Source organism: Cupriavidus lacunae, from assembly GCF_003353055.1.
Classification (GTDB): Bacteria; Pseudomonadota; Gammaproteobacteria; order Burkholderiales; family Burkholderiaceae; genus Cupriavidus; species Cupriavidus lacunae.
This window is the reverse complement of sequence record NZ_QKWJ01000025.1, coordinates 37,089-56,695: the sequence shown is the minus strand read 5'-3', so window position 1 is coordinate 56,695 and position 19,607 is coordinate 37,089. Positions and strand designations below refer to the sequence as shown.

The window sequence follows — 19,607 nt, the reverse complement described above, 5'->3', positions numbered from 1 at the left end:
CCCTTAAAGCCAAATCTAGCCCTTCAGGGCCGCCTGCAACTGCTCCAGGGCGCCCGGATCCTCGATCGTGGTCAGGTCACCGGGGTCGCGCCCTTCGGCCACGGCCTGCATGGCGCGCCGCAGCAACTTGCCCGAGCGCGTCTTGGGCAGCGCATTCACAAAGAAGACGCGTGCCGGCCGGGCCACCGCGCCCAATTGCTGCTCCACCGTTTTCATCAGCTCGCCCTCCAGCGCCAGCCGCGCTTCAGGCGTGGCCGTGCGCGCCGGCTCACGCGCGATGCAGAACGCCATCGCCACCTGCCCCTTGAGCGCGTCCTGCACCCCCACCACCGCCACCTCGGCCACGGCGGCGTTGGACGACAGGCTTTCCTCGATCTCGCGCGTGCCCAGGCGGTGGCCGGCCACGTTGATCACGTCGTCGGTGCGGCCCAGGATAAAGACGTAGCCGTCCGCGTCGCGCACGCCCCAGTCGAAAGTGGAATAGCACAGCCGGTTCGGCACCGCCTGCCAGTAGGTGCGCACGAAGCGGTCATCGTCGCCCCACACCGTGCTCATGCATCCGGGCGGCAGCGGGCCGTCGATGGCGACCACGCCCTTCTGCCCCGGCGGGCATTCCTCGCCGGTGTTCTCGTCGATGATCTTCAGGTCATAGCCATAGGCCGGCACGCCGGGCGAGCCCAGCTTGGGCGGCAGCGGCTCGATGCCGCGCTGGATCGCGAGGATGGGCCAGCCGGATTCGGTCTGCCAGTAGTTGTCGACCACGGGCTTGCCCAGGCCGTCCTGGATCCAGCGCGCGGTGGGCTCGTCCAGCGGCTCGCCGGCCAGGAACAGCAGGCGCAGGCTGGACAGGTCGTAGCGGCTCAGCCAGGCCGGGTCCTGCTTCTTCAGCACGCGGATCGCGGTCGGCGCGCTGAACATCAGGTTGACCTGGTATTGCTCCACCAGCCGCCACAGGATGCCGCCGTCCGGGCGGATCGGCGTGCCCTCATACATCAGCGTGGTCATGCCGGCCAGCAGCGGGCCGTAGACAATATAGCTGTGGCCCACCACCCAGCCGATGTCCGACGCGGTGAACATGGTGTCGCCGGGCTTGCCGCAGAAGATGTATTCCATCGACGTGGCCAGCGCCACCGCATAACCGCCGGTATCGCGCTGCACGCCCTTGGGCTTGCCGGTGGTGCCGGAGGTATAGAGCACGTACGACGGCTCGCTCGATTCCAGCCACACACACGGCACCTGCGCGCCGGCCACACGTTCGCGCCAGACGGCGTAGTCTTCGTCGCGGCCTGCGGTGCGCGGCATCTGCGCCAGTTGGCGGTCCACCAGCAGCACCTTCTCCGGCTGGTGCGACGACAGCCGGATGGCCTCGTCCAGCAGCGGCTTGTAAGGCACGACCTTGCCGGCACGCGAGCCGGCATCGGCGCTGACCACCACGCGCGGGCGGGCATCCTCGATGCGCGCCGCCAGGCTGACCGAGGCAAAGCCCCCAAACACCACCGAATGGATCGCGCCGATGCGCGCGCATGCCAGCATCGCAAACGCGGCCTCCGGGATCATCGGCATATAGATGAGCACGCGGTCGCCCTTCTGCACGCCCAGGCCCTGCAGGATCGCGGCCATGCGGCTGACCTCGTCGTGCAGTTCGGCATAGCTGTAGGTGCGGGCCTGGTCGGTCTCGGTCGAGACCCAGTGCAGCGCCGGCTGGCTGGCGCGGCCCGCCAGGTGGCGGTCGACCGCGTTGTGGCACAGGTTGGTGCGCCCGCCCACGAACCAGCGCGTAAACGGCGCGCGGCTGTTGTCGAGCACCTGGCCGAACGGGGTTTCCCAGTCGATGCGTGCCGCCTGTTCGGCCCAGAACCCCTCGGGGTCGGCCAGCGAACGGGCATGCACGGCATGGCTTGCCGTCATGTCTGTCTCCTCCGCGTCTGCGGTCATTTGTGATATGGCCGTAGTTTGCCACCGGCGCGGGTGCGCGTGGATACAGTTTGGGAGGAGTGCCGCACGGGGGCGGGGCCGGCACATGAAAAAAGGGACGTGCCGACGGCATCGCCCCTTTCTTGCCCGGTGCAGCGGACCAGCCGGCGCCTGTCTGCGTCAGTGGCCCTTGGCCTTGGTGCTGGCCTTGCCCGACCCCTTGACGGTCGGGCCGGCCTTGGCCTCGCGCGTCACGCGCGCCGGCGCCGACTTGGTGGTGTGCCGCGGCGAGGCTTCGACGACAACGCGCTTGCGCGGCTCCGCCTTGCCCTTGGCGGAAAGCCGGACGATGCCGCCCTTGCCGCCCTTGCCGCCATGCTCGGGGCGTTCGGCAAGTTCCGCGCGCTCGGCCCGGTCAGCTTGCTCGGCCCGTGCCGCCCGCACCGCACCGGCGCCGCGCACCGGCACCATCAGCACCAGGCTCTGCCCGGCGACCAGCTTGGTGCCGGAGAGCTTGTTCCACGACTGCACCTGCCCCGCCGAGACGCCATAGCGGCGCGCCACCGAGGCCACGGTGTCGCGCCGGCTGGCGCGCACCACCACCCGGCGCGCATCCGGCACGTCGGGCTCCATCGCCAGCATGGCGCTGTCGGCCAGGGTCGCGCTGATGTCCTGGTCGTGGTGGCCCGAACGCGGGATCATCACGGTCGAGCCGGCCTTCAGGCGCATGCCCCTCGGGATGCTGTTGATCTCGCGCAGCGTATCGGCATCGACGTTCAGCCGCGCCGCCAGTGATTCAACACGCTCGCGGCTGTCCACCGTCACCGCGGACCAGCTCGACAACCCGCCACGGTAGGTGTTCAGGTTGTACTGGAAGCGCTCGGCGTTATCGAACGGCAGCAGGATCTGCGGGTTCGACGCGCCCAGGATCACCGGCCGGTTGAACGACGGGTTGAGCGCCTTGAACTCCTCCACCGACATGTCCGCCAGCTTGGCCGCCAGGTTCACGTCGATATCGCGCGACGTAGTCACCGTGACAAAGTACGGGTGGTCCGGGATCTCGGGCAGCTTGACGCCGTACGCCGCCGGGTTGGCGATGATGTTCTTGACCGCCTGCAGTTTCGGCACGTAGTAGCGCGTCTCGTTGGGCATGGGCAGGCTGGCGTAGTCGGTCGGCAGCCCGCGCGCCTGGTTGCGCGCGATCGCGCGCGACACCGCGCCCTCGCCCCAGTTGTACGCCGCCAGCGCCAGCTGCCAGTCGCCGAACATGTCATAAAGCCGCGCCAGGTAATCCAGCGCGGCGTCGGTCGAGGCCAGCACGTCGCGACGCTCGTCGCGGAACATGTTCTGCTTCAGGTTGTACGACTTGCCCGTGCTCGGGATGAACTGCCACATCCCGGCCGCCTTGGCGGTGGACTGCGCCTGCGGGTTGAATGCGCTCTCGACGAACGGCAGCAGCGCCAGCTCAGTTGGCATCTTGCGCCGCTCCAGCTCCTCTACGATGTGATACAGGTAGCGGCTTGAGCGCCCGACCATCCGTTCCATATATTCCGGCCGCTGCGCATACCACTGGGTGCGGTCATCGACCAGCGTGCCCTCCAGGTCCTGCATGGCAAAGCCGCGCCGGATGCGGTCCCAGATGTCATTGGACGGACCGCGCAGCCAGTCCAGGCCACCCTGGCCGGCATTGATCCCGGAAGAGGAAGAAAGCGCCGACTTGTCGCTGAGCGAGTTAAGCGGATCCTGGCGCTTGTCAGTCTGGGCGGTCGCGGCGCCGTTGGCGCCATCAGGCGGCGTGGGGGTGCTGGCGCACGCTGCAAGCAGCGCGGCGCACGCGACCACCGCCAGTAATCGACCAATTTTCATTAAGTTCTCAAATCGTGACGCTAAAAGGATGCGTGATGCTAAAAAAAACCGCGTATCGCGTCAATCAGATTTTCCACATATCCCGTATCCGGCGGGCCGCTGCAATGCCTTGTGGCGCAAGGCATTGCAGCCCTGGCGAGCCTAGCGGAAATTGTCCTTCCAGCCGCGCAGCGCGCCGAACGCCTGCGCGTCGCCCGCGGTGGCGCCGCCCTGGGCGGACACGGCCGCACGCACCGCCGGCTCGCGCGAGCGCAGGAAGGGATTGACCTCGCGCTCGTGGGCAATGGTGGTCGGCAGCGTCGGCTGGTCCGCCGCGCGCAGCGCCTCGACGCGCTGCTCCCACGCCGCCAGCGCGGCATTGCCCGGCTCGACCGCGCGCGCGAAGCGCACATTGCTGTGCGTGTACTCGTGCGCGCAATAGACGCGGGTATCGCCCGGCAGCGCCGCCAGCTTGTCGAGCGAATCCAGCATCTGCGCCGGCGTGCCTTCGAACAGCCGCCCGCAGCCGCTGGCGAACAGGGTATCGCCGCAGAAGACCGCCGGGCCGGCTTCGCCCAGGTCGCCCACGTAGGCGATATGGCCGGCCGTGTGCCCCGGCACGTCCAGCACGCGCAGGGTCACCGCCGGCGCCTTGAGGGTCGCCACATCGCCCTCGCGCAGCGCCTGGGTGCGCGCACCGATACGCTCGCCGGCCGGCCCCAGCACCGGCATCGGCTCGCCCGCAGGCGTGCGCGGGTGCGCCGCCAGCAACTCGGCCACGCCACCCTGGTGATCGCCGTGGTGATGGGTGATTACAATAGCGCCCAGAGCCAGACCGCTTTGCGCCAGGAAGCGTTCCACCGGCGCGGCCTCGCCAGGATCGACCACGGCGGCGCAATGCCCGTCGTGGATGGCCCAGATATAGTTATCCTGGAACGCCGGGATCGGCTCAACCTTCAACATGCGCATGCTCCTATGTCCAATCGTCCCAAACATCCAATTGTAAGCTGGGAAGACTGGCTGGCCTCGCCTCCCGGTGAGTACATGCTGCGCTGGGAGGCGCAGCAATACGACCGGATCGTGACCGACATCTTCGGCTACCACGCCGTCCAGATGGGCCTGCCCTTTATCGACACCCTGCGCGAGAACCGGATGCCGTTCTCGGCGCTGGCGCTGGACCCGTCCAGCGGACCGCACGGGCCGCGTGCGGCACATCCGGACGCCCGCCAGCTGCTGTGCCGCTTCGACGAACTGCCGTTCGATACCCAGAGCATCGACCTGGTCACCCTGCCCCACATCCTGGAATTCGCCGAAGACCCGCACGAAGTGCTGCGCGAGGTCTCGCGGGTGCTGATGCCCGAAGGCCGCGTGGTGGTCACCTGCTTCAACCCGATGAGCCTGTGGGGCGCGCGCCAGGGCATGAACCGGCTTGGCGCCACGCCCTTCCTGCCCACGGACGCGCAGCAGATCGGCTTCGTGCGCATCAAGGACTGGCTCAAGCTGCTGGGCTTCGATATCATCCGCGGCCGCTTCGGCTGCTACTGCCCGCCCTACCGCACCGACCGCTGGCTGCAGCGCGCCGCCTTCATGGAAAAGGCCGGCGACCGCTGGTGGCCGATCTTCGGTGCGGTCTATATGATCTCGGCGATCAAGCGCGTACGCAATATCCGCCTGGTCGGACCGGCCTGGAAGAGCAAACCGGCGCTGGCCCCGGTATCGTCGCCCGTGGCCACCCCCACCGGCACGCACGGCAAGACCCCCGGCGAAGAGCGCTGACGCGGTCCGGCGCGCTTCCCCTGACACCTTCAATGCGCCACCCGCCACGCGGGTGGCCACCACGGAATCACATGCAAGAAGTCACGATCTATTCCGACGGCGCCTGCAAGGGCAATCCCGGCCGCGGCGGCTGGGGCGCGGTGCTCATCGCCGGCACCAGCGAAAAAGAACTGTTCGGCGGCGAGCCGAACACCACCAACAACCGCATGGAAATGACCGCCGTGATCGAAGCGCTGCGCGCGCTCAAGCGGCCCTGCGTCGTGCGCGTCTACACCGACTCGCAGTACGTGCAGAAGGGCATCAGCGAATGGCTGCCCGGCTGGAAAGCCCGCGGCTGGAAGACCGCCGACAAGAAGCCCGTCAAGAACGCCGACCTGTGGCAGGAACTGGACACCCTGGCGCAGCCGCACCAGGTCTCGTGGCACTGGGTGCGCGGCCACAACGGCCACCCCGGCAATGAGCGCGCCGACGCGCTGGCCAACCGCGGCGTCGAATCGATCGGCCGCTGACCTGGATTCGTCACAACCAGCCACAACAACCGCGGAAGGCGCCCGCCGCTCCGCTAGAATGCCCGCCATGCGACAAATCGTTCTCGATACCGAAACCACCGGCCTGAATGCCGCCACCGGCGACCGCCTGATTGAAATCGGCTGCGTCGAGTTGATGAACCGCCGCCTGACGGGGCGCCACCTGCACTTCTACGTCAATCCGGAACGCGATATCGACGAGGGCGCGATCGCCGTCCACGGTATCACGGTCGAATTCCTGGCCGACAAGCCCCGCTTTGCCGAAGTCGCCGACGACATCCGCGAGTTCGTCCAGGAGGCCGAACTGATCATCCACAACGCGCCGTTCGACCTGGGCTTCCTCGACATGGAATTCCAGCGGCTGGGCCTGCCGCCGTTCCGCCAGCATGCAGGTAATGTGATCGATACCCTGCGCGAAGCCCGCCAGATGTTCCCCGGCAAGCGCAACTCGCTCGACGCCCTGTGCGACCGCCTGGGCATCAGCAACGCCCACCGCACGCTGCACGGCGCACTGCTGGATGCCGAGTTGCTGGCCGAGGTCTACCTGGCCATGACGCGCGGCCAGGATTCGCTGGTGATCGACATGCACGACAGCAGCACAAGCCACGGCGGCGCGGTTGCCGCGGCCGACCTGTCGCGCCTCGCCCTGCCTGTGCTGCGCGCCACGGAAGAGGAACAGCTGGCCCACCTCGACCTGCTCAAGGGGCTGGACAAGGCCAGCGGCGGCAAGACCGTGTGGCAGGAAGCCCCCGCGGCGGAGCCCGGAAGCCTGGCCGCCTGACAAAAATCAAAAAAGGGCTTTACAAGATACAAGAACCTCTGCATAATCTCATTTCTCCGCTACACGACGGCAACGACGGCGCAGTAAGGGGTGGTTAGCTCAGCGGTAGAGCACTGCCTTCACACGGCAGGGGTCACAGGTTCAATCCCTGTACCACCCACCAGACAAATGGCTAGCAACTGCCTACGTTGCCAAGGAACCCAGACGGCGTAAGGCCTTCTGGGTTTTTTGTTGCCCAGCGTTTGCCACGGTTTGCCACCGGTATCCACTCTTCTTGAGGGTACGTATTCAGGGTGGGCACGAATGGAGATCGCACTGTGAAATACCTGAAGATCCCGGCGGTGATGGCCTGCGTGGTGTTTGCTGCCTGCACCACCACTGCGCCGCCCTATTCCGGCCGCCAGATGTCCACGTACGACATGGCGACGGAGTACACGGTGGAATACGTGCCGGACGGCTTCACGCTCACGGTCAACTACCGTTACCAGCGATTCACGATGCTGCCCGGTACCGCGGCGGCCGAGTGCAAGACAGCCGCTATCAATGTGGCCAACAGCCTGGCCGACCGAAGGCACAGGCAGATCGAACCCGTGGACAACCAACGCTTCAAGCTGAACACCAGCAGGAACTGGTTCGGCAAGGTAACCGATTGCTCCGCCACCGCGCCGATTGTCTGGAAACGCTGAGACGATGGCGCCAGGCGATTATGACGCTCCCACCTGTCCCTGGCCTCAGCTTCAGCGTCGGACTGCCACGGCCGCGGGTAATCTTGCCTGGCGCGCCTCGCATGGGGTTCCTTAGAGCCATAGCCGGTGCAGCAGATCCGAACCTAGCTGCACGAGTTGCCCCGCCATATCGGCAATGCTCGAATTCATGCCCAACGTGCTTGCCAATGCATAAAGGGCTCCCCCCAGCAGGGCCAGGGACAGTATGCCCATCTTGACTTCGCTCACGATGCCTCCTCGCTATATGCCGACTTGGGTCCGAGTTCCCCCGGCATAGCTGCAGCGAGCAGCGGCGTTGTAATTTATCTGGACCCGTCACGTTTCTTTATAGAAACATTGGCACACCAGGATGCGGCCACTCTGTGCGGCACCGCGCTCTCCGTGCGACCGCTGGTCGCCTCACGGACAGGCACTGGTTCCAGCCTCAGATGGTCATGCCGCCATCGACGACGACGCATTCACCGTTAGTGAAGCTGGCTGCATCGGACACCAGATAGAGCACCGTACCGGCCATTTCGCGCGGCTCTGCGTGGCGGCGCAGCGGGATCTCGCTGATCCAGCGGTCGTAGATTGCTTTGTCCTCGAAGAGCGCGCCCGCAAACTTGGTCTTGGTCAGGCCTGGGAGCAGTGCGTTCACGCGAATGCCGTACGGCCCGCACTCCTTGGCGAAAGCGCGGGTCATGTGTGCTACGGCAGCCTTGGTGATGGAATAGATGCCCTGCTTGTCGCCGGGCTGCAGTGCGTTGACCGAGGCGGTGTTGACGATCGTGCCGCCGCCCTGCGCCCGCATCAGCTTGCCGGCCTCGACCGACATGAAGAAGTATCCGCGGATATTCACTTCCACGGTTTTGCTGTAGGCCTCGAGGCTTGTGTCCAGGATGTGTCCGAAGTACGGATTGGCGGCGGCGTTGTTGATGAGAATGTCGAGCCGGCCGTGCGTGTTGCGGATATGTGCAAAGGCGGCTTCGATATCTTCCATGCGGCCGACGTGGCACGCCAGCGCCTCAGCCTTGCCGCCGGCCTCGCGGATGGCGTTGACAACCGCCTGGCAATCGTCGATTTTGCGGCTGGATACGATGACGTAGGCGCCTTGCTCAGCGAGCAGCCTGGCGATCTCCTCGCCAATGCCGCGGCTTGCGCCCGTCACCATGGCGATCTTGCCGGTCAGGTCGAACAGATTGGTACTCATGTCTCGCTCCTCAGGGGGGATGTCTGTCGTTGAAAGTCGATGACGGCTTGCATGGGCCGTTATTCCCGCCGCAGCCTCAGCCGCAGGTGTTGATCAGTAGCACGGCCTGTTCCGCCAGCAACCCAGCCATATCGCCAGCCTTGCCCGCCTGTGTGTTTGATGCGTTGCCGTTGAGCGCGCGCTTCTTGACGCCCTGCGCGATGGCCGCCAGGCGGAAGAAACTGAACGCAAGGTAGAAGAGCCAGTTCTCGATTGGCGCAAGGCCTCGCAGCTCGCAGTAGCGCGCCACCATTTCGGCTTCTTCAGGAATCCCAAGCGCTTTACGGTTCTGCCCCGCCAGGCCCGGAATATGCGGACTCGACTGCAACCGCAGGCACATGCAGAAATACGCGAGATCCGCCAGCGGATTGCCGAGTGTCGAAAGTTCCCAGTCCAGCACGGCTTTGACCCGGTATTCGTGCGGATCGAACATCATGTTGTCGAGCCGGAAGTCTCCATGCACCAGTACCGGCGCGCCCGTATCGGCGGGGCAGGATGCGGGCAGCCACGCGATAAGCGTTTCCATCGCGTCGATGCGTTGCGTTTCCGCCAGCCGGTACTGCTTGGTCCAGACGCCAATCTGGCGCTCGAAGTAGTTGCCCGGCTTGCCGTAGTCGGCCAGCCCGACCGCCGCCACGTCAACATCGTGCAGCGCAGCCATGGTGCGCACCATCGCGTCGTAGCATGCGGCGCGGTCCGCCTGGGGCACTTCGCCCAGGGTCGGGCTCCAGAAGATGCGTCCCTCCTCATAACGCATGACGTAGAACATGCTGCCGATCACATCGCGGTCCTCACACAGGTGGTACGGCTTGGCCACCGGCACGGCTGTGCCATGCAGCGCGCAGAGGACGCGAAATTCGCGATCTACGGCGTGGGCGGATTTCAGCAGATCGCCCGGCGGCTGTCGCCGCAACACGTAACGCGCCGTTGGGGTCTGCAGGAGAAAGGTCGGGTTCGACTGGCCGCCGGAGAATTTCTCGGCATTGACGGGGCCTTCGAAGCCGGGCACGTGGTCTTGCAGATACTGCGCCAGCCTGGAGAGATCGAGGTGCTGCGCGTCTTGTGTCATGGTGAGAATCGTTCGGAAGTTAGCCGTAGGTCTGGAAGTCGCGCCGCTCCGGTGCGTCCAGATGCGAGATGCTGTTGAACTTGGCCAGGTGGAACACTTCACGGCAGCCTGACACAGGCTTCAGACCGCCTTGACCATGTCCTCGACCACTTTCTTGGCATCGCCGAAGACCATCATGGTCTTGTCCATGTAGAACAGGTCGTTGTCCAGTCCGGCATAGCCGGCGTTCATCGAGCGCTTGTTGACAATCACGGTCTTGGCCCTGTAAGCCTCGAGGATCGGCATGCCGGCGATGGGGGACTTGGGATCGGTCTTGGCCGCCGGGTTGACCACGTCGTTGGCACCCAGCACAAGCACCACGTCGGCCTGACCGAATTCACCGTTGATATCTTCCATTTCGAAGACCTGGTCGTAGGGCACCTCGGCTTCCGCCAGCAGCACGTTCATGTGGCCCGGCATGCGGCCCGCCACCGGGTGGATCGCATACTTGACCGTCACACCCCTCTCCGACAGCTGCTCGGTCAGCTCCTTGAGCGCATGCTGGGCGCGTGCCACCGCCAGACCATAGCCCGGCACGATGATCACGCTCTCGGCATTGCTCATCACGAACGCTGCATCGTCGGCCGACCCGGCCTTCACCGGGCGCTGCTGCTGTGCGCCGCCTGGCGTGGCGGATGCGCCCTCGCCACCAAAACCGCCCAGGATCACGTTGAAGAACGACCGGTTCATCGCGCGGCACATGATGTACGAGAGGATCGCACCGGACGACCCCACGAGCGAACCCGCGATGATCAGCATCGGGTTATTCAGCGAGAAGCCGATACCGGCCGCCGCCCAGCCAGAGTACGAGTTCAGCATCGACACCACCACTGGCATGTCGGCGCCGCCGATCGGGATGATGATCAGCACGCCAAGCACGAAGGCAATCGTGAGCATGAGAATGAAGGGTAGCCAGGCTTGCGACAGGAAGAACGCCACGCCCAAGCCGATCATGGCCACCGCCATCAGCAGGTTGAGCCAATGCTGCCCGGCGAACTGCACCGGTGCCCCCTGGAACAGTCGGAACTTGTACTTGCCCGATAGCTTGCCGAAGGCAATCACCGAGCCCGAGAAGGTGATGGCACCGACAAAGCTGCCGATGAACAGCTCGATACGGTTGCCCAGCGGGATTTCATGCGAACCAGCCGGTGCAATGCCGAAAGCGGAGGGTTCCGCCACGGCGGCCACCGCAATGAACACCGCCGCCAGACCGATGAGCGAGTGCATCGCCGCCACCAGTTCCGGCATCTTGGTCATTTCCACCTTGCGGGCAACGTAAGCACCAAGACCACCGCCCACCACCAATGCTGCGAGGATCAGCGCCAGCCCGGAAGCCACCGATGCCTGCGCCGCGCCGGCCGCGAGCAATGTCTCCTTGAGCCGTGCGATCAACGCAAAGGTGGTGAGCATCGCAATGGCCATGCCCGTCATGCCGAAGGCATTACCGCGCCGCGCCGTGGCCGGATGGGACAGTCCCTTGAGTGCCTGGATGAAGCACACTGAGGCCACCAGGTACAGCAGCGTTACCAGATTCATGCTGACAAGCCCGCTCATGACGTCCGCCGCCTCGGACTCACCGCCGCCCCCTCCCTCGCAGCAAGCCAGCATCGACCAGATCCTGAAGGCAGGCTGGCATTTGCTGGAACTGATCAATGAGGTGCTTGACCTCGCCAAGATCGAGGCCGGGCAGGCGTCACTGTCCCCTGAGCCGGTATCGCTCGTTGAAGCCCTGCACGAATGTCACGCGATGCTTGAGCAGCAAGCACTGCGGCGTGAGGTTCGCATGCGCTTTCCCCTGCCCGACTCCACGTGTTTCGTCCGCGCTGACAGGACCCGACTGAAGCAGATCCTGCTCAACCTGCGTTCCAATGCCATCAAATACAACCGGGAACAAGGTACGGTCGATGTGCAGGTGACGACGGGGGATCGCGTTCGCGTCAGCGTGCGCGACACCGGCGCAGGCCTGGCACCGGAACGGCTGCCGCAACTGTTCCAGCCGTTCAACCGCCTTGGACATGAGGGCGGCCCCGTGGAGGGCACGGGCATCGGCCTCGTCGTGGCCAAGCGGCTGGTCGAGCTGATGGGAGGTGCCATCGGCGCCGAAAGCACGCCTGGCGTGGGCAGCGTATTCTGGGTCGAACTGCCCGTTGCACGGCCTCCGGAAATGACTGGCGAGGGCGCAGCGCCAGCGACGTCTGTCAAGGCGCAAACGGAGGCCGCCTCTTCGGTACATACCCTGTTGTATGTCGAAGACAACCCCGCCAATGTGAAGCTCGTTGAGCAGCTCATCGCGCGCCGGGCCGATGTGCGGCTGCTGACCGCGGTCACCGGGACGCTCGGCGTCGAACTGGCGCGCACTTCCCTGCCGGATCTGATCGTGATGGATATCCATCTGCCCGACATCAACGGCATCGAGGCACTGCGACGCCTGCGTGAGAACCCGATGACAACGCACATACCAGTGATCGCCCTCAGCGCCAATGCAATGCCGCGCGACATTGAGAAGGGCATGAAGGCAGGGTTCTTCCGGTATCTGACCAAGCCGATCAGGCTCAATGAGTTTATGGACTCACTGGATGCCGCCCTGGAGCAGCCGCGAGGCGGGACTGCCCAGGACTGATGAAGCCAGGCGCTTGCCATGATCGACGCATCGAACATCTTGGCAGCAACAATCCTGGTCGTAGACGATCTGGAGGCCAACGTCCTGCTGCTCGAACAGATGCTAGGCGGTGCCGGTTATGTTCGCATCGACTCAACCGTCGATCCTCGCGCGGTGTTGGCGCTTCACAGCAAGAACCACTATGACCTGATCCTGCTTGATCTGCAAATGCCCGGCATGGACGGGTTCGAGGTCATGGAACGCCTCAAGGCAGTCGAGACAGACAGCTATCTTCCGGTGATTGTCATCACCGCCCAGCCGGATCACAAATTGCGCGCACTGCGAGCCGGTGCGAAAGACTTCGTCAGCAAGCCGTTTGATCTGGCGGAGGTGCTGATGCGGGTTCGCAATATGCTGGAAGTGCGTCTGCTGCACGGGGAATCATTGAAATACGGCAAGGAACTTGAGCGGAAGGTGCGTGAACTGGAAGCGAGCCGAGAGACGATCGTTCACCAGCGTCATGAACTCAGGCGCCTTTATGAGAAGCTCGTTTGCGAGCAGCAGGTAACCGAGCGGCTACTCCTCAATGTGCTGCCCTCCCCCATAGCCGAGCGTTTGAAGCTGCGCTCCGATCTCATCGCCGCCGCCCCGCCGGAAATCATCGCCGACAAGTTCCAGGAAGTGTCGGTGTTGTTTGCAGACCTCGTGCAGTTCAGCCGTTTTTCTCCCAGCATGGACCCCGAACGGCTGGTGGCGGTACTGAACGAGATATTTGCCGACTTTGACAATATCGCCGACAGCCGGGGACTCGAGAAAATCAAGACCATCGGCGACGCTTACATGGCGGCTGCAGGCCTGCCTGTCCCTGCGGCCGATCACGCCGCTCGGGCCGCACATATGGCATTGGACATGCTCGAGTCACTGGACCAGTTCAATCAGCGACGCGGCTACAACCTGCAATTGCGAGTGGGCATCCACAGCGGAGCTGTCGTAGCCGGCGTGATCGGGAGGAGAAAATTCATCTACGACTTGTGGGGCGATACCGTCAATATCGCCAGCCGGATGGAGTCGCAAGGCGTAGTCGGGCGCGTTCAGGTAACTGATGCCACGCGCCAGCAACTTGGAGAACCATTCCTGCTCGAAGAGCGCGGTCTGATTGCAGCAAAGGGCGTCGGTGAACTGCATACATGGCTTCTGGTTGGAAGAACCTGGCCGGCGGAGGTCTGAGGGCCCTTTCTTCATTGCCACAAGCGTCGGCCTAGCTTCTTCAGCTGCCCGCGCACGCAGGCGGTGCCGGGTAGCATGCGCTTCAACGACTCTAGTTGATCAAATCCGCATTCAAACCGAACAGCCGCCACTCCGAAAGTGCGTACGATTCGAACACACCCTCAGCGTGATACGGGTCCTTTTGTACCAGCGCCATCGCTTCATCTTTCGACTGCGCCCGATAAATGAACAATGCGCCCGAGTCATCGGCAAAAGGACCCGCCATGATCAGCCCGCCGTTCGCCTTGATCGCCTCTGCATACGATTGATGGGCCGCCCTCACCCGCTCGACACGCGCCGAGTCGGAGACGTATTTCACGTAACTGACGTAGAGCCGCGTGCCATGCGCGTCCGATGCGACGGGCGTAGCGCCAGATGTACGAGGCTCCTTGGGCGGAGCACGCCGATCCTCCGGGACGAGCTCGGCAGCGAGCAACGCTATGTTCCTGTCGAGCACGTTCCACTCGGCCAGACGATAGTTCGCAATTGCTCCTTGCTGAACGAATGGATCGCTTCGTACCAGGGTCTCGGCTTGCTGTTTGGACGCCACCTCATAAACGAGCAGGACGCCGCGGGCCCGTCCGTCATCGCCGAGCAGGGGACCGCCCATCACTAGCCGGTCGTGCTCGCGAAGCGCATCCGCGTAAACCTGATGCTCGGCTCGGGACGCGTCCACCCTGCCCCGGTCCGTAACATACGTCGCGTAGTTCACGATTGTCATTGAGCCTGGATCTCCTGCGAGGACTTCAGACAACGTGGGAAGCGGGGATGCTGCCGTCGCCGAGGGCATGTCGGCAAGCGCGAGGCTTGCGATGCCTGCGGCGGCGGATACGAGGAAGCGGCGGCGCGACAGATCTTGTGACACGATGTTTCCTTGAGCTTGGAGTACCGTCAATGGTTGCTTAGCGTTCGTCAATGCAGACTGCTGCCTTTACTGCCCCGTCGATGCTTTCACCAGCATGGCACGCACCGCCTTCAATATTTCATCGGACAACGAAGGGTCGCTTTTGGCGACGGCCCGGGCGGCGGCCATTGCTCCGATTTCCGCGGCGACGATGGCCAGCCCCAGGCGGCGCCGTTCAGCCTCGGGAATAGCTTCGTCCATGACGGCCTCGAACGCGCTCGCCTTCTCCTGAAACCCTTTGGCAAAGCGCGCACTGATATCCTTTCCGTGCCGCCCGATTTCACTCGCCGACGCCGTCATTGGGCAACTCATGCCCGGTTCGTCGCGGTTGAGCGGCGAAAGCAGATAGTCGAGATACCCCGACACGCTGCGCTTGCGGCGCGTTCCCTCGCCCCGGAACGCTTCGCGGCTCATCGCCAGGGCCTGCGTAAAGGCTTCCGTCGCCAGATCGTCCTTGGAGCGGAAGTGTGCGTACAGCGCCCCGTGCGTCAGCCCGGCTTCACGCGCGATTTCAGCGACGCCCACGCCATCGATGCCCCGTTCGCGAAACAGCCGGCTGGCCGTAGCCAGCAGCGCTGCGCGGTTTTCATCGGATTGCTCGCGTTTTACATACACCATGGTCTTCTCCAGAAACGGGGACTCGGGGCGAAGCGCAGCCCTATGAGAACGCCAGCAGCGGTTTGGCGTCGTGTCCGGCGTGCTCCGCGGCCGTGAAGGCTTCGAGTGCATCATCAACGTGGTAGCGGCGCGCCGCCGGCGGCTTCAAGCGGCCCTCGGCAATAAGATCGAGCAGACTGCGCAACATCCGGCCGCCTTCACTCACCTCCTGGCGTCCGAGCCATGAGTAGATGAACCAGCCACGCACCTCGGCACTTGAGTAGACCAGCGCCGGGGCAAAAACCGGCATCTCGAACGCTGCCGGGTCGGACTGGCGGTGCGACGACAGGGCTCCATAGACGAGCAGGCGTCCGTTCTGGGCCAACTGACGCGCAAGCGTGGCGCCGGTGCGGCCGGCAACGCAGTCGATCGCCCTCACGATGCCATTGCCGCCGGTGGCCTTCTTCAGCTGCTCTGGCCAGCTTTCGTCCGCGGTGCACAGCACGATGTCGCCGCCGAGTTCCCGGATCTCGGCGACCTGCTCTTCACGGCGTACCAGGTTGATGGTGCGGAATCCCTGCGCTTTCGCGATCTGCAACACGAAGCGACCGACCGTCGAGCCGGCCGCGCTCTGGACAAGCCAGTCGCCGCGTCCAAGCTGGTGCTCCACCATGGTCATTGCCCATGCCGTCATCGGGTTGATCAGCGCCTGTGCGGCATCCTCGTCGGAGACCGCCGCCGGTACCGCGATCGCGCGGTCGGCCGGACTGATGACTTGCTCTCGCCAGGTCCCGGGCACATCCAGCAAAACGACGCGCTCTCCGACCCGCGCGCGCGGCACGCCGCTGCCCACGGCGTCGATGATTCCGACGCCCTCGGATCCGGGCGAAGCGGGCAGTTTTGGCTGACGCTGAGGGGCGAAACGTCCCCGGATGATGTGCAAGTCGGACGGGTGCACGGGCGCCAGCAGCATCCTCACGCGGACTTCCGTTGGCCCAGGCATGGGTTCGGGCAAATCACGCCAGTGGACTACGGCTGACGGTTCGCCGTTGTGTTCGATGACCAGAGCCTTCATGTGCCTTCTCCTCCGCTTGAGTTGCGCTTGCAAGTACGGTGCTAAGCCTTGCAAGGTCTTCCAACCTTGATTGCGGCTGCAATCAAGGTTATGCATCGAACTACCGATTGTCAAGTTGGATTGCGAGAGGCTTTGTAAGCCAAGAGTCGAAACCTTCCCGTAGCCGGCGACAAGGCTCGTCTCATTTCCCGCGAACTGCCCGCCGGGTACCTTGATTGCTCCGAACCGCATCGGCGCGCGCCTTGCCATCCTCCAGCCTCCCAACCCCCAATGACACAGAATCCGCCCTGCCCTGGACCGGGCGCAATCCGGTCAGTGCCGGCTGGTTTGAGATGCGCTCCGTGCGCGTGCCACGCGATGCGCGGCCGGTCTATGAAGAAGACATGGATTGCATCATCGGCTACCACCGCAGCTTTGCCTCGGTGGCGTCCACCTATGACCTCGCGGGCCAGGTCGTGGCACTCGATGCCTGCCTGGATGACGGTGGCGCGGCGCGTGCGCCGCTGCTGGTCGCCGGCACGCTGTGGCAGCCGCGCGTGCGCGGCATGACGCGCAGCGGCGCCGAGGGGGAAGGACTGGGGGCGCCCGCGGCAACGCTCGCGCGGCTGCGCGGGCGCTTTATCGCACTGGCCCGGCAGCCACTGTATTTCACGCTCGCCGCGCTGGCGGACATGCACGAGCCAATCCGGTTCGTGCCGCTGCATATCCTGCGGCTGGCGATACGCTGTGGCACGCGATTCGCCGCGGGTGGTGTTGCCGCGGCGGACAGCGCCCGCTTCATTGCCCAGATCACGCGGCGGGCGTACCGACCGCACTGGAACTGACGCTGCGCCCGCGCGACCACACGGTGCTGCGCGTGCGTACCTGGCCGGTCGCGGGTTACGGGCCCCGGCCGCCTGCATCGGCGACGACAGCGTGCCAGCATCCTGATCGGAACCGGCAAATCCATCCATGTGAAGCCCTCGGCTCCCTGTCCGACGCTTGAGCAGACAGGAATGCACATTTTGCTGGCCACGCACTCTTTTGGTTGCAAACAGTTGCGAAATACCCCTTGACATCTGCTAACCTTCCAAACACGCCACTGGACATCGGGGACCGACCGCCCAGTGCCGAGGGACGGGAACAACGGGTCAGTGCGCACAAGAAAGAAGTCAATCATGCAGCACTCTTTGAAGTATCGGATGGCGTTCGCCACGGCGGGTGTGGTGACCCTGATCATCGTGCTGCGCGCGCTTTACGCCCAGTACTATGCCTACGACGGCCTGAAGACCCTGCTGCAGACCCAGCAGGACACGCTGGTCAAGATGGTGGCCGAGGAGCTCGATGAAAAACTGCAGAGCCGGACCGCCGTCTTGCGCCGGGTGGCACGCCAGTTCTCCCCCATGCTTGCGGCGAAGCCGGCCGACTTGCGCCGGGCCGCAGAGAGCCTGGTGGAAATACCCGAAACCTTCAACGCCGTCTTCCTGGCCGCGCCCGACGGGCAGCTGGTGTTCAGCACCGCCGTGCCGGATGGCGTACGCCTGCGCCTGGATGACCGCGACTATTTCCACGATATCCTGCGCGGCCAGGCGTTCGCGGTGTCGGACCTGGTCCAGGGCAAGCAGACCAACGCCCCCGGCGTGGTGCTGGCAGTGCCGATGCTGGGGCCAGGGGGCGAACTGCGCGGCGTGGTCGGGGGCGTACTGAACCTGGCCGACAGCAACTTCCTGCGCGAGCTTGCGCACAGCCGCGTGGGAACCACCGGCACCTTCTGCCTGGTTTCCGCCGGCAGCAACCCCCGCTATGCGATGCATTCTGACGTGGCCCGCGTGCTAAGCCCCGCACGCGCCATCGGCGAAGCCTGCGGTGCTGACCGCCCCCCCTCCCTGCTGGAAGTCCTGACACCGACGCAGCCGGTGGTGGCGCGCTACCTGCTGGAATCCAACGGCTGGGAAGTCGTGGCGGTCCTGCCCGCCGCCGAAGCCTATGCGCCACTGGTCACGGTGCGCCGCCGGACCCTCATCGTCGGCACCCTCACCATGCTGGTTGCCGCCGCGCTGATGTGGCTGATCATGCGGCGGCTGCTCGAGCCGCTGCAGCGGCTGCACCGCGCGGTGCGCCAGATCGGCACCAATCCGGCCGCGGTGGCGGACCTGCCCGTCGGCCGCGCCGACGAGATCGGCGAGCTGGCCGTGACCTTCGCCGAGGTCGTGGCGCAGTTGTCGGAGCGCGAAGCCGCCCTGAAGGCGGCCAAGGACCGCGCCGCCGCAAGCGAGAAACGTATCGAGGCCATCGCCAACCATGTGCCGGACTTCGTCTCGTTCATCGACATGCACCAGCGCTATGTCTTCGTCAACCAGGCCTATGCACAACGCTACGGCGTGCCGGCGCAGCAGATCGTGGGACTGTCGCTGCGCGAGCTGTGGGGCACGCAGGAATACCTGACCTGCCAGCCCTACCTGGAGCAAGCCCGCGCCGGGCGGGCGGTGACCTTTACGCGCGAAAGCCCGGACGGCACCGAATGCATCGAAATGACCTACCAGCCGGCCTGGAACGATACCCAGGACACCGTCATCGGCCTGCACATGTTCGGGCGCAACGTCACGCATGAGCGCGAGAAGCTGCGCAGCCTGGAAGCCCAGACCATCTCCGACTACCTCACCGGCCTGCTCAACCGCAAGGGGTTCGACCGGCGCCTGGCCGAATCCATGGCGCGCGCCAGCGCCGGCGGGAGACCGCTGGCGCTGCTGCTGGTGGACCTGGACGATTTCAAGGCCGTCAACGACAACTTTGGCCATCCGGTGGGCGACCAGCTGCTGGTGGCCTTCGCGCAGCGGCTGCGCGCCTGCGTGCGCAAGGGCGATGCGGTCGCGCGCATCGGCGGCGACGAATTTGCGGTGATCCTGGATGGCGTCGCCGATCGCAATGCCATGGCATCGGTCGCCAACACCATCGTGCAGGCCGCGCGGATGCCCTTTGTGATCGACGGCCACACGGTGGCGGCATCGGCCAGCGTCGGCTCGGCCATCCATGACGCGCGCCATGCCATGACGATCAGCGAGCTGTTCATGCATGCGGACATGGCGCTGTATGAGGCCAAGCGCCATGGGAAGGCGCGTTATGCGGTGCAGGCGGGGGTCACGGCAGAGCCGAACCCCGAAGCAACCGACCTGACAACGCAAGAGAGCTAGTAGCGGACTCGGACGACCGCTTGGGTGCTCCCTCTCCCGCAGCGGGAGAGGGAGCAAACCGGCGGCATTCAACCGTCACCGGCAGCATCAAC

Annotated in this window: 18 protein-coding genes and 1 tRNA gene; 9 read left to right on the top strand and 10 right to left on the bottom strand. The window is 64.9% G+C overall.

Going from position 1 to position 19,607, the window contains the following annotated elements; genetic code table 11:
- Positions 1–15: 15 nt before the first annotated feature.
- The 3 genes from DN412_RS20215 to gloB form a co-directional block, all read right to left on the bottom strand.
- The gene (locus DN412_RS20215; RefSeq protein WP_244222714.1) at positions 16–1,908 is read right to left on the bottom strand and encodes a propionate--CoA ligase; all 1,893 of its coding nucleotides are present in this window, start codon (positions 1,906–1,908) and stop codon (positions 16–18) included.
- 186 nt (positions 1,909–2,094) lie between these two features.
- Entirely contained in the window at positions 2,095–3,780 is a 1,686-nt protein-coding gene (locus tag DN412_RS20210) for a transglycosylase SLT domain-containing protein (protein WP_115213213.1), read from the bottom strand.
- Between the two features lie 141 nt (positions 3,781–3,921).
- Positions 3,922–4,722 (bottom strand): hydroxyacylglutathione hydrolase, encoded by an 801-nt coding sequence (gloB, locus tag DN412_RS20205; protein WP_115213212.1) that lies wholly within the window; start codon positions 4,720–4,722, stop codon positions 3,922–3,924.
- Positions 4,723–4,734: 12 nt separating this feature from the next.
- Here gloB and DN412_RS20200 point away from each other — a divergent pair, with 12 nt between their 5' ends.
- The 5 genes from DN412_RS20200 to DN412_RS20180 all read left to right on the top strand — a co-directional run bounded on the left by DN412_RS20200 (position 4,735) and on the right by DN412_RS20180 (position 7,529).
- On the top strand, positions 4,735–5,535 hold the full coding sequence (locus DN412_RS20200) for a methyltransferase domain-containing protein (RefSeq protein WP_078197013.1): 801 nt from the start codon (positions 4,735–4,737) through the stop codon (positions 5,533–5,535).
- Positions 5,536–5,606: 71 nt separating this feature from the next.
- Positions 5,607–6,044 (top strand): ribonuclease HI, encoded by a 438-nt coding sequence (rnhA, locus tag DN412_RS20195; protein ID WP_115213211.1) that lies wholly within the window; start codon positions 5,607–5,609, stop codon positions 6,042–6,044.
- Between the two features lie 58 nt (positions 6,045–6,102).
- The gene (dnaQ, locus tag DN412_RS20190; RefSeq protein WP_208647624.1) at positions 6,103–6,843 is read left to right on the top strand and encodes a DNA polymerase III subunit epsilon; all 741 of its coding nucleotides are present in this window, start codon (positions 6,103–6,105) and stop codon (positions 6,841–6,843) included.
- An 88-nt stretch (positions 6,844–6,931) separates the two neighbouring features.
- Positions 6,932–7,006, top strand: a tRNA-Val gene (locus DN412_RS20185).
- 154 nt (positions 7,007–7,160) lie between these two features.
- On the top strand, positions 7,161–7,529 hold the full coding sequence (locus tag DN412_RS20180) for a hypothetical protein (RefSeq protein WP_115213210.1): 369 nt from the start codon (positions 7,161–7,163) through the stop codon (positions 7,527–7,529).
- 111 nt (positions 7,530–7,640) lie between these two features.
- On the opposite strand, the gene DN412_RS43445 is transcribed toward DN412_RS20180, so the two are convergent.
- From DN412_RS43445 to DN412_RS20165, 4 genes are all read right to left on the bottom strand, one after another.
- Positions 7,641–7,796 (bottom strand): hypothetical protein, encoded by a 156-nt coding sequence (locus DN412_RS43445; protein WP_161564017.1) that lies wholly within the window; start codon positions 7,794–7,796, stop codon positions 7,641–7,643.
- 196 nt (positions 7,797–7,992) lie between these two features.
- Positions 7,993–8,757 carry an SDR family oxidoreductase gene (locus DN412_RS20175; RefSeq protein WP_115213209.1) on the bottom strand — a complete coding sequence of 255 codons (765 nt, stop codon included), beginning with the start codon at positions 8,755–8,757 and terminating at the stop codon, positions 7,993–7,995.
- 76 nt (positions 8,758–8,833) lie between these two features.
- Positions 8,834–9,865 (bottom strand): phosphotransferase family protein, encoded by a 1,032-nt coding sequence (locus DN412_RS20170; RefSeq protein WP_115213208.1) that lies wholly within the window; start codon positions 9,863–9,865, stop codon positions 8,834–8,836.
- Positions 9,866–9,985: 120 nt separating this feature from the next.
- Positions 9,986–11,458 (bottom strand): NAD(P)(+) transhydrogenase (Re/Si-specific) subunit beta, encoded by a 1,473-nt coding sequence (locus DN412_RS20165; protein WP_115213207.1) that lies wholly within the window; start codon positions 11,456–11,458, stop codon positions 9,986–9,988.
- On the opposite strand from DN412_RS20165, the gene DN412_RS20160 reads away from it, so the two are divergent.
- Together DN412_RS20160 and DN412_RS20155 are read left to right on the top strand one after the other, a co-directional pair.
- Positions 11,457–12,524: an ATP-binding response regulator gene (locus DN412_RS20160; protein WP_425267430.1), complete on the top strand. Its 1,068-nt coding sequence runs from the start codon at positions 11,457–11,459 to the stop codon at positions 12,522–12,524. The two genes, DN412_RS20165 and DN412_RS20160, sit on opposite strands and share 2 nt — an antisense overlap.
- Before the next feature lie 18 nt (positions 12,525–12,542).
- Positions 12,543–13,730 (top strand): adenylate/guanylate cyclase domain-containing protein, encoded by a 1,188-nt coding sequence (locus tag DN412_RS20155; RefSeq protein ID WP_115213206.1) that lies wholly within the window; start codon positions 12,543–12,545, stop codon positions 13,728–13,730.
- Between the two features lie 91 nt (positions 13,731–13,821).
- Here the strand turns inward: DN412_RS20155 and DN412_RS20150 are convergent, their stop codons facing one another.
- The 3 genes from DN412_RS20150 to DN412_RS20140 form a co-directional block, all read right to left on the bottom strand.
- Entirely contained in the window at positions 13,822–14,634 is an 813-nt protein-coding gene (locus DN412_RS20150) for a YciI family protein (protein WP_115213205.1), read from the bottom strand.
- A gap of 66 nt (positions 14,635–14,700) precedes the next feature.
- A complete protein-coding gene (locus tag DN412_RS20145; protein WP_244222713.1) occupies positions 14,701–15,291 on the bottom strand; it encodes a TetR/AcrR family transcriptional regulator in 591 nt (196 codons plus the stop codon).
- A 40-nt stretch (positions 15,292–15,331) separates the two neighbouring features.
- On the bottom strand, positions 15,332–16,345 hold the full coding sequence (locus DN412_RS20140; protein WP_115213204.1) for a zinc-dependent alcohol dehydrogenase family protein: 1,014 nt from the start codon (positions 16,343–16,345) through the stop codon (positions 15,332–15,334).
- 341 nt (positions 16,346–16,686) lie between these two features.
- On the opposite strand from DN412_RS20140, the gene DN412_RS20135 reads away from it, so the two are divergent.
- A complete protein-coding gene (locus DN412_RS20135) occupies positions 16,687–17,169 on the top strand; it encodes a hypothetical protein (protein ID WP_244222712.1) in 483 nt (160 codons plus the stop codon).
- Between the two features lie 333 nt (positions 17,170–17,502).
- Positions 17,503–19,515, top strand: coding sequence for a sensor domain-containing diguanylate cyclase (locus DN412_RS20130; protein WP_244222711.1), 2,013 nt, complete (start codon positions 17,503–17,505; stop codon positions 19,513–19,515).
- Positions 19,516–19,607 lie beyond the last annotated feature (92 nt).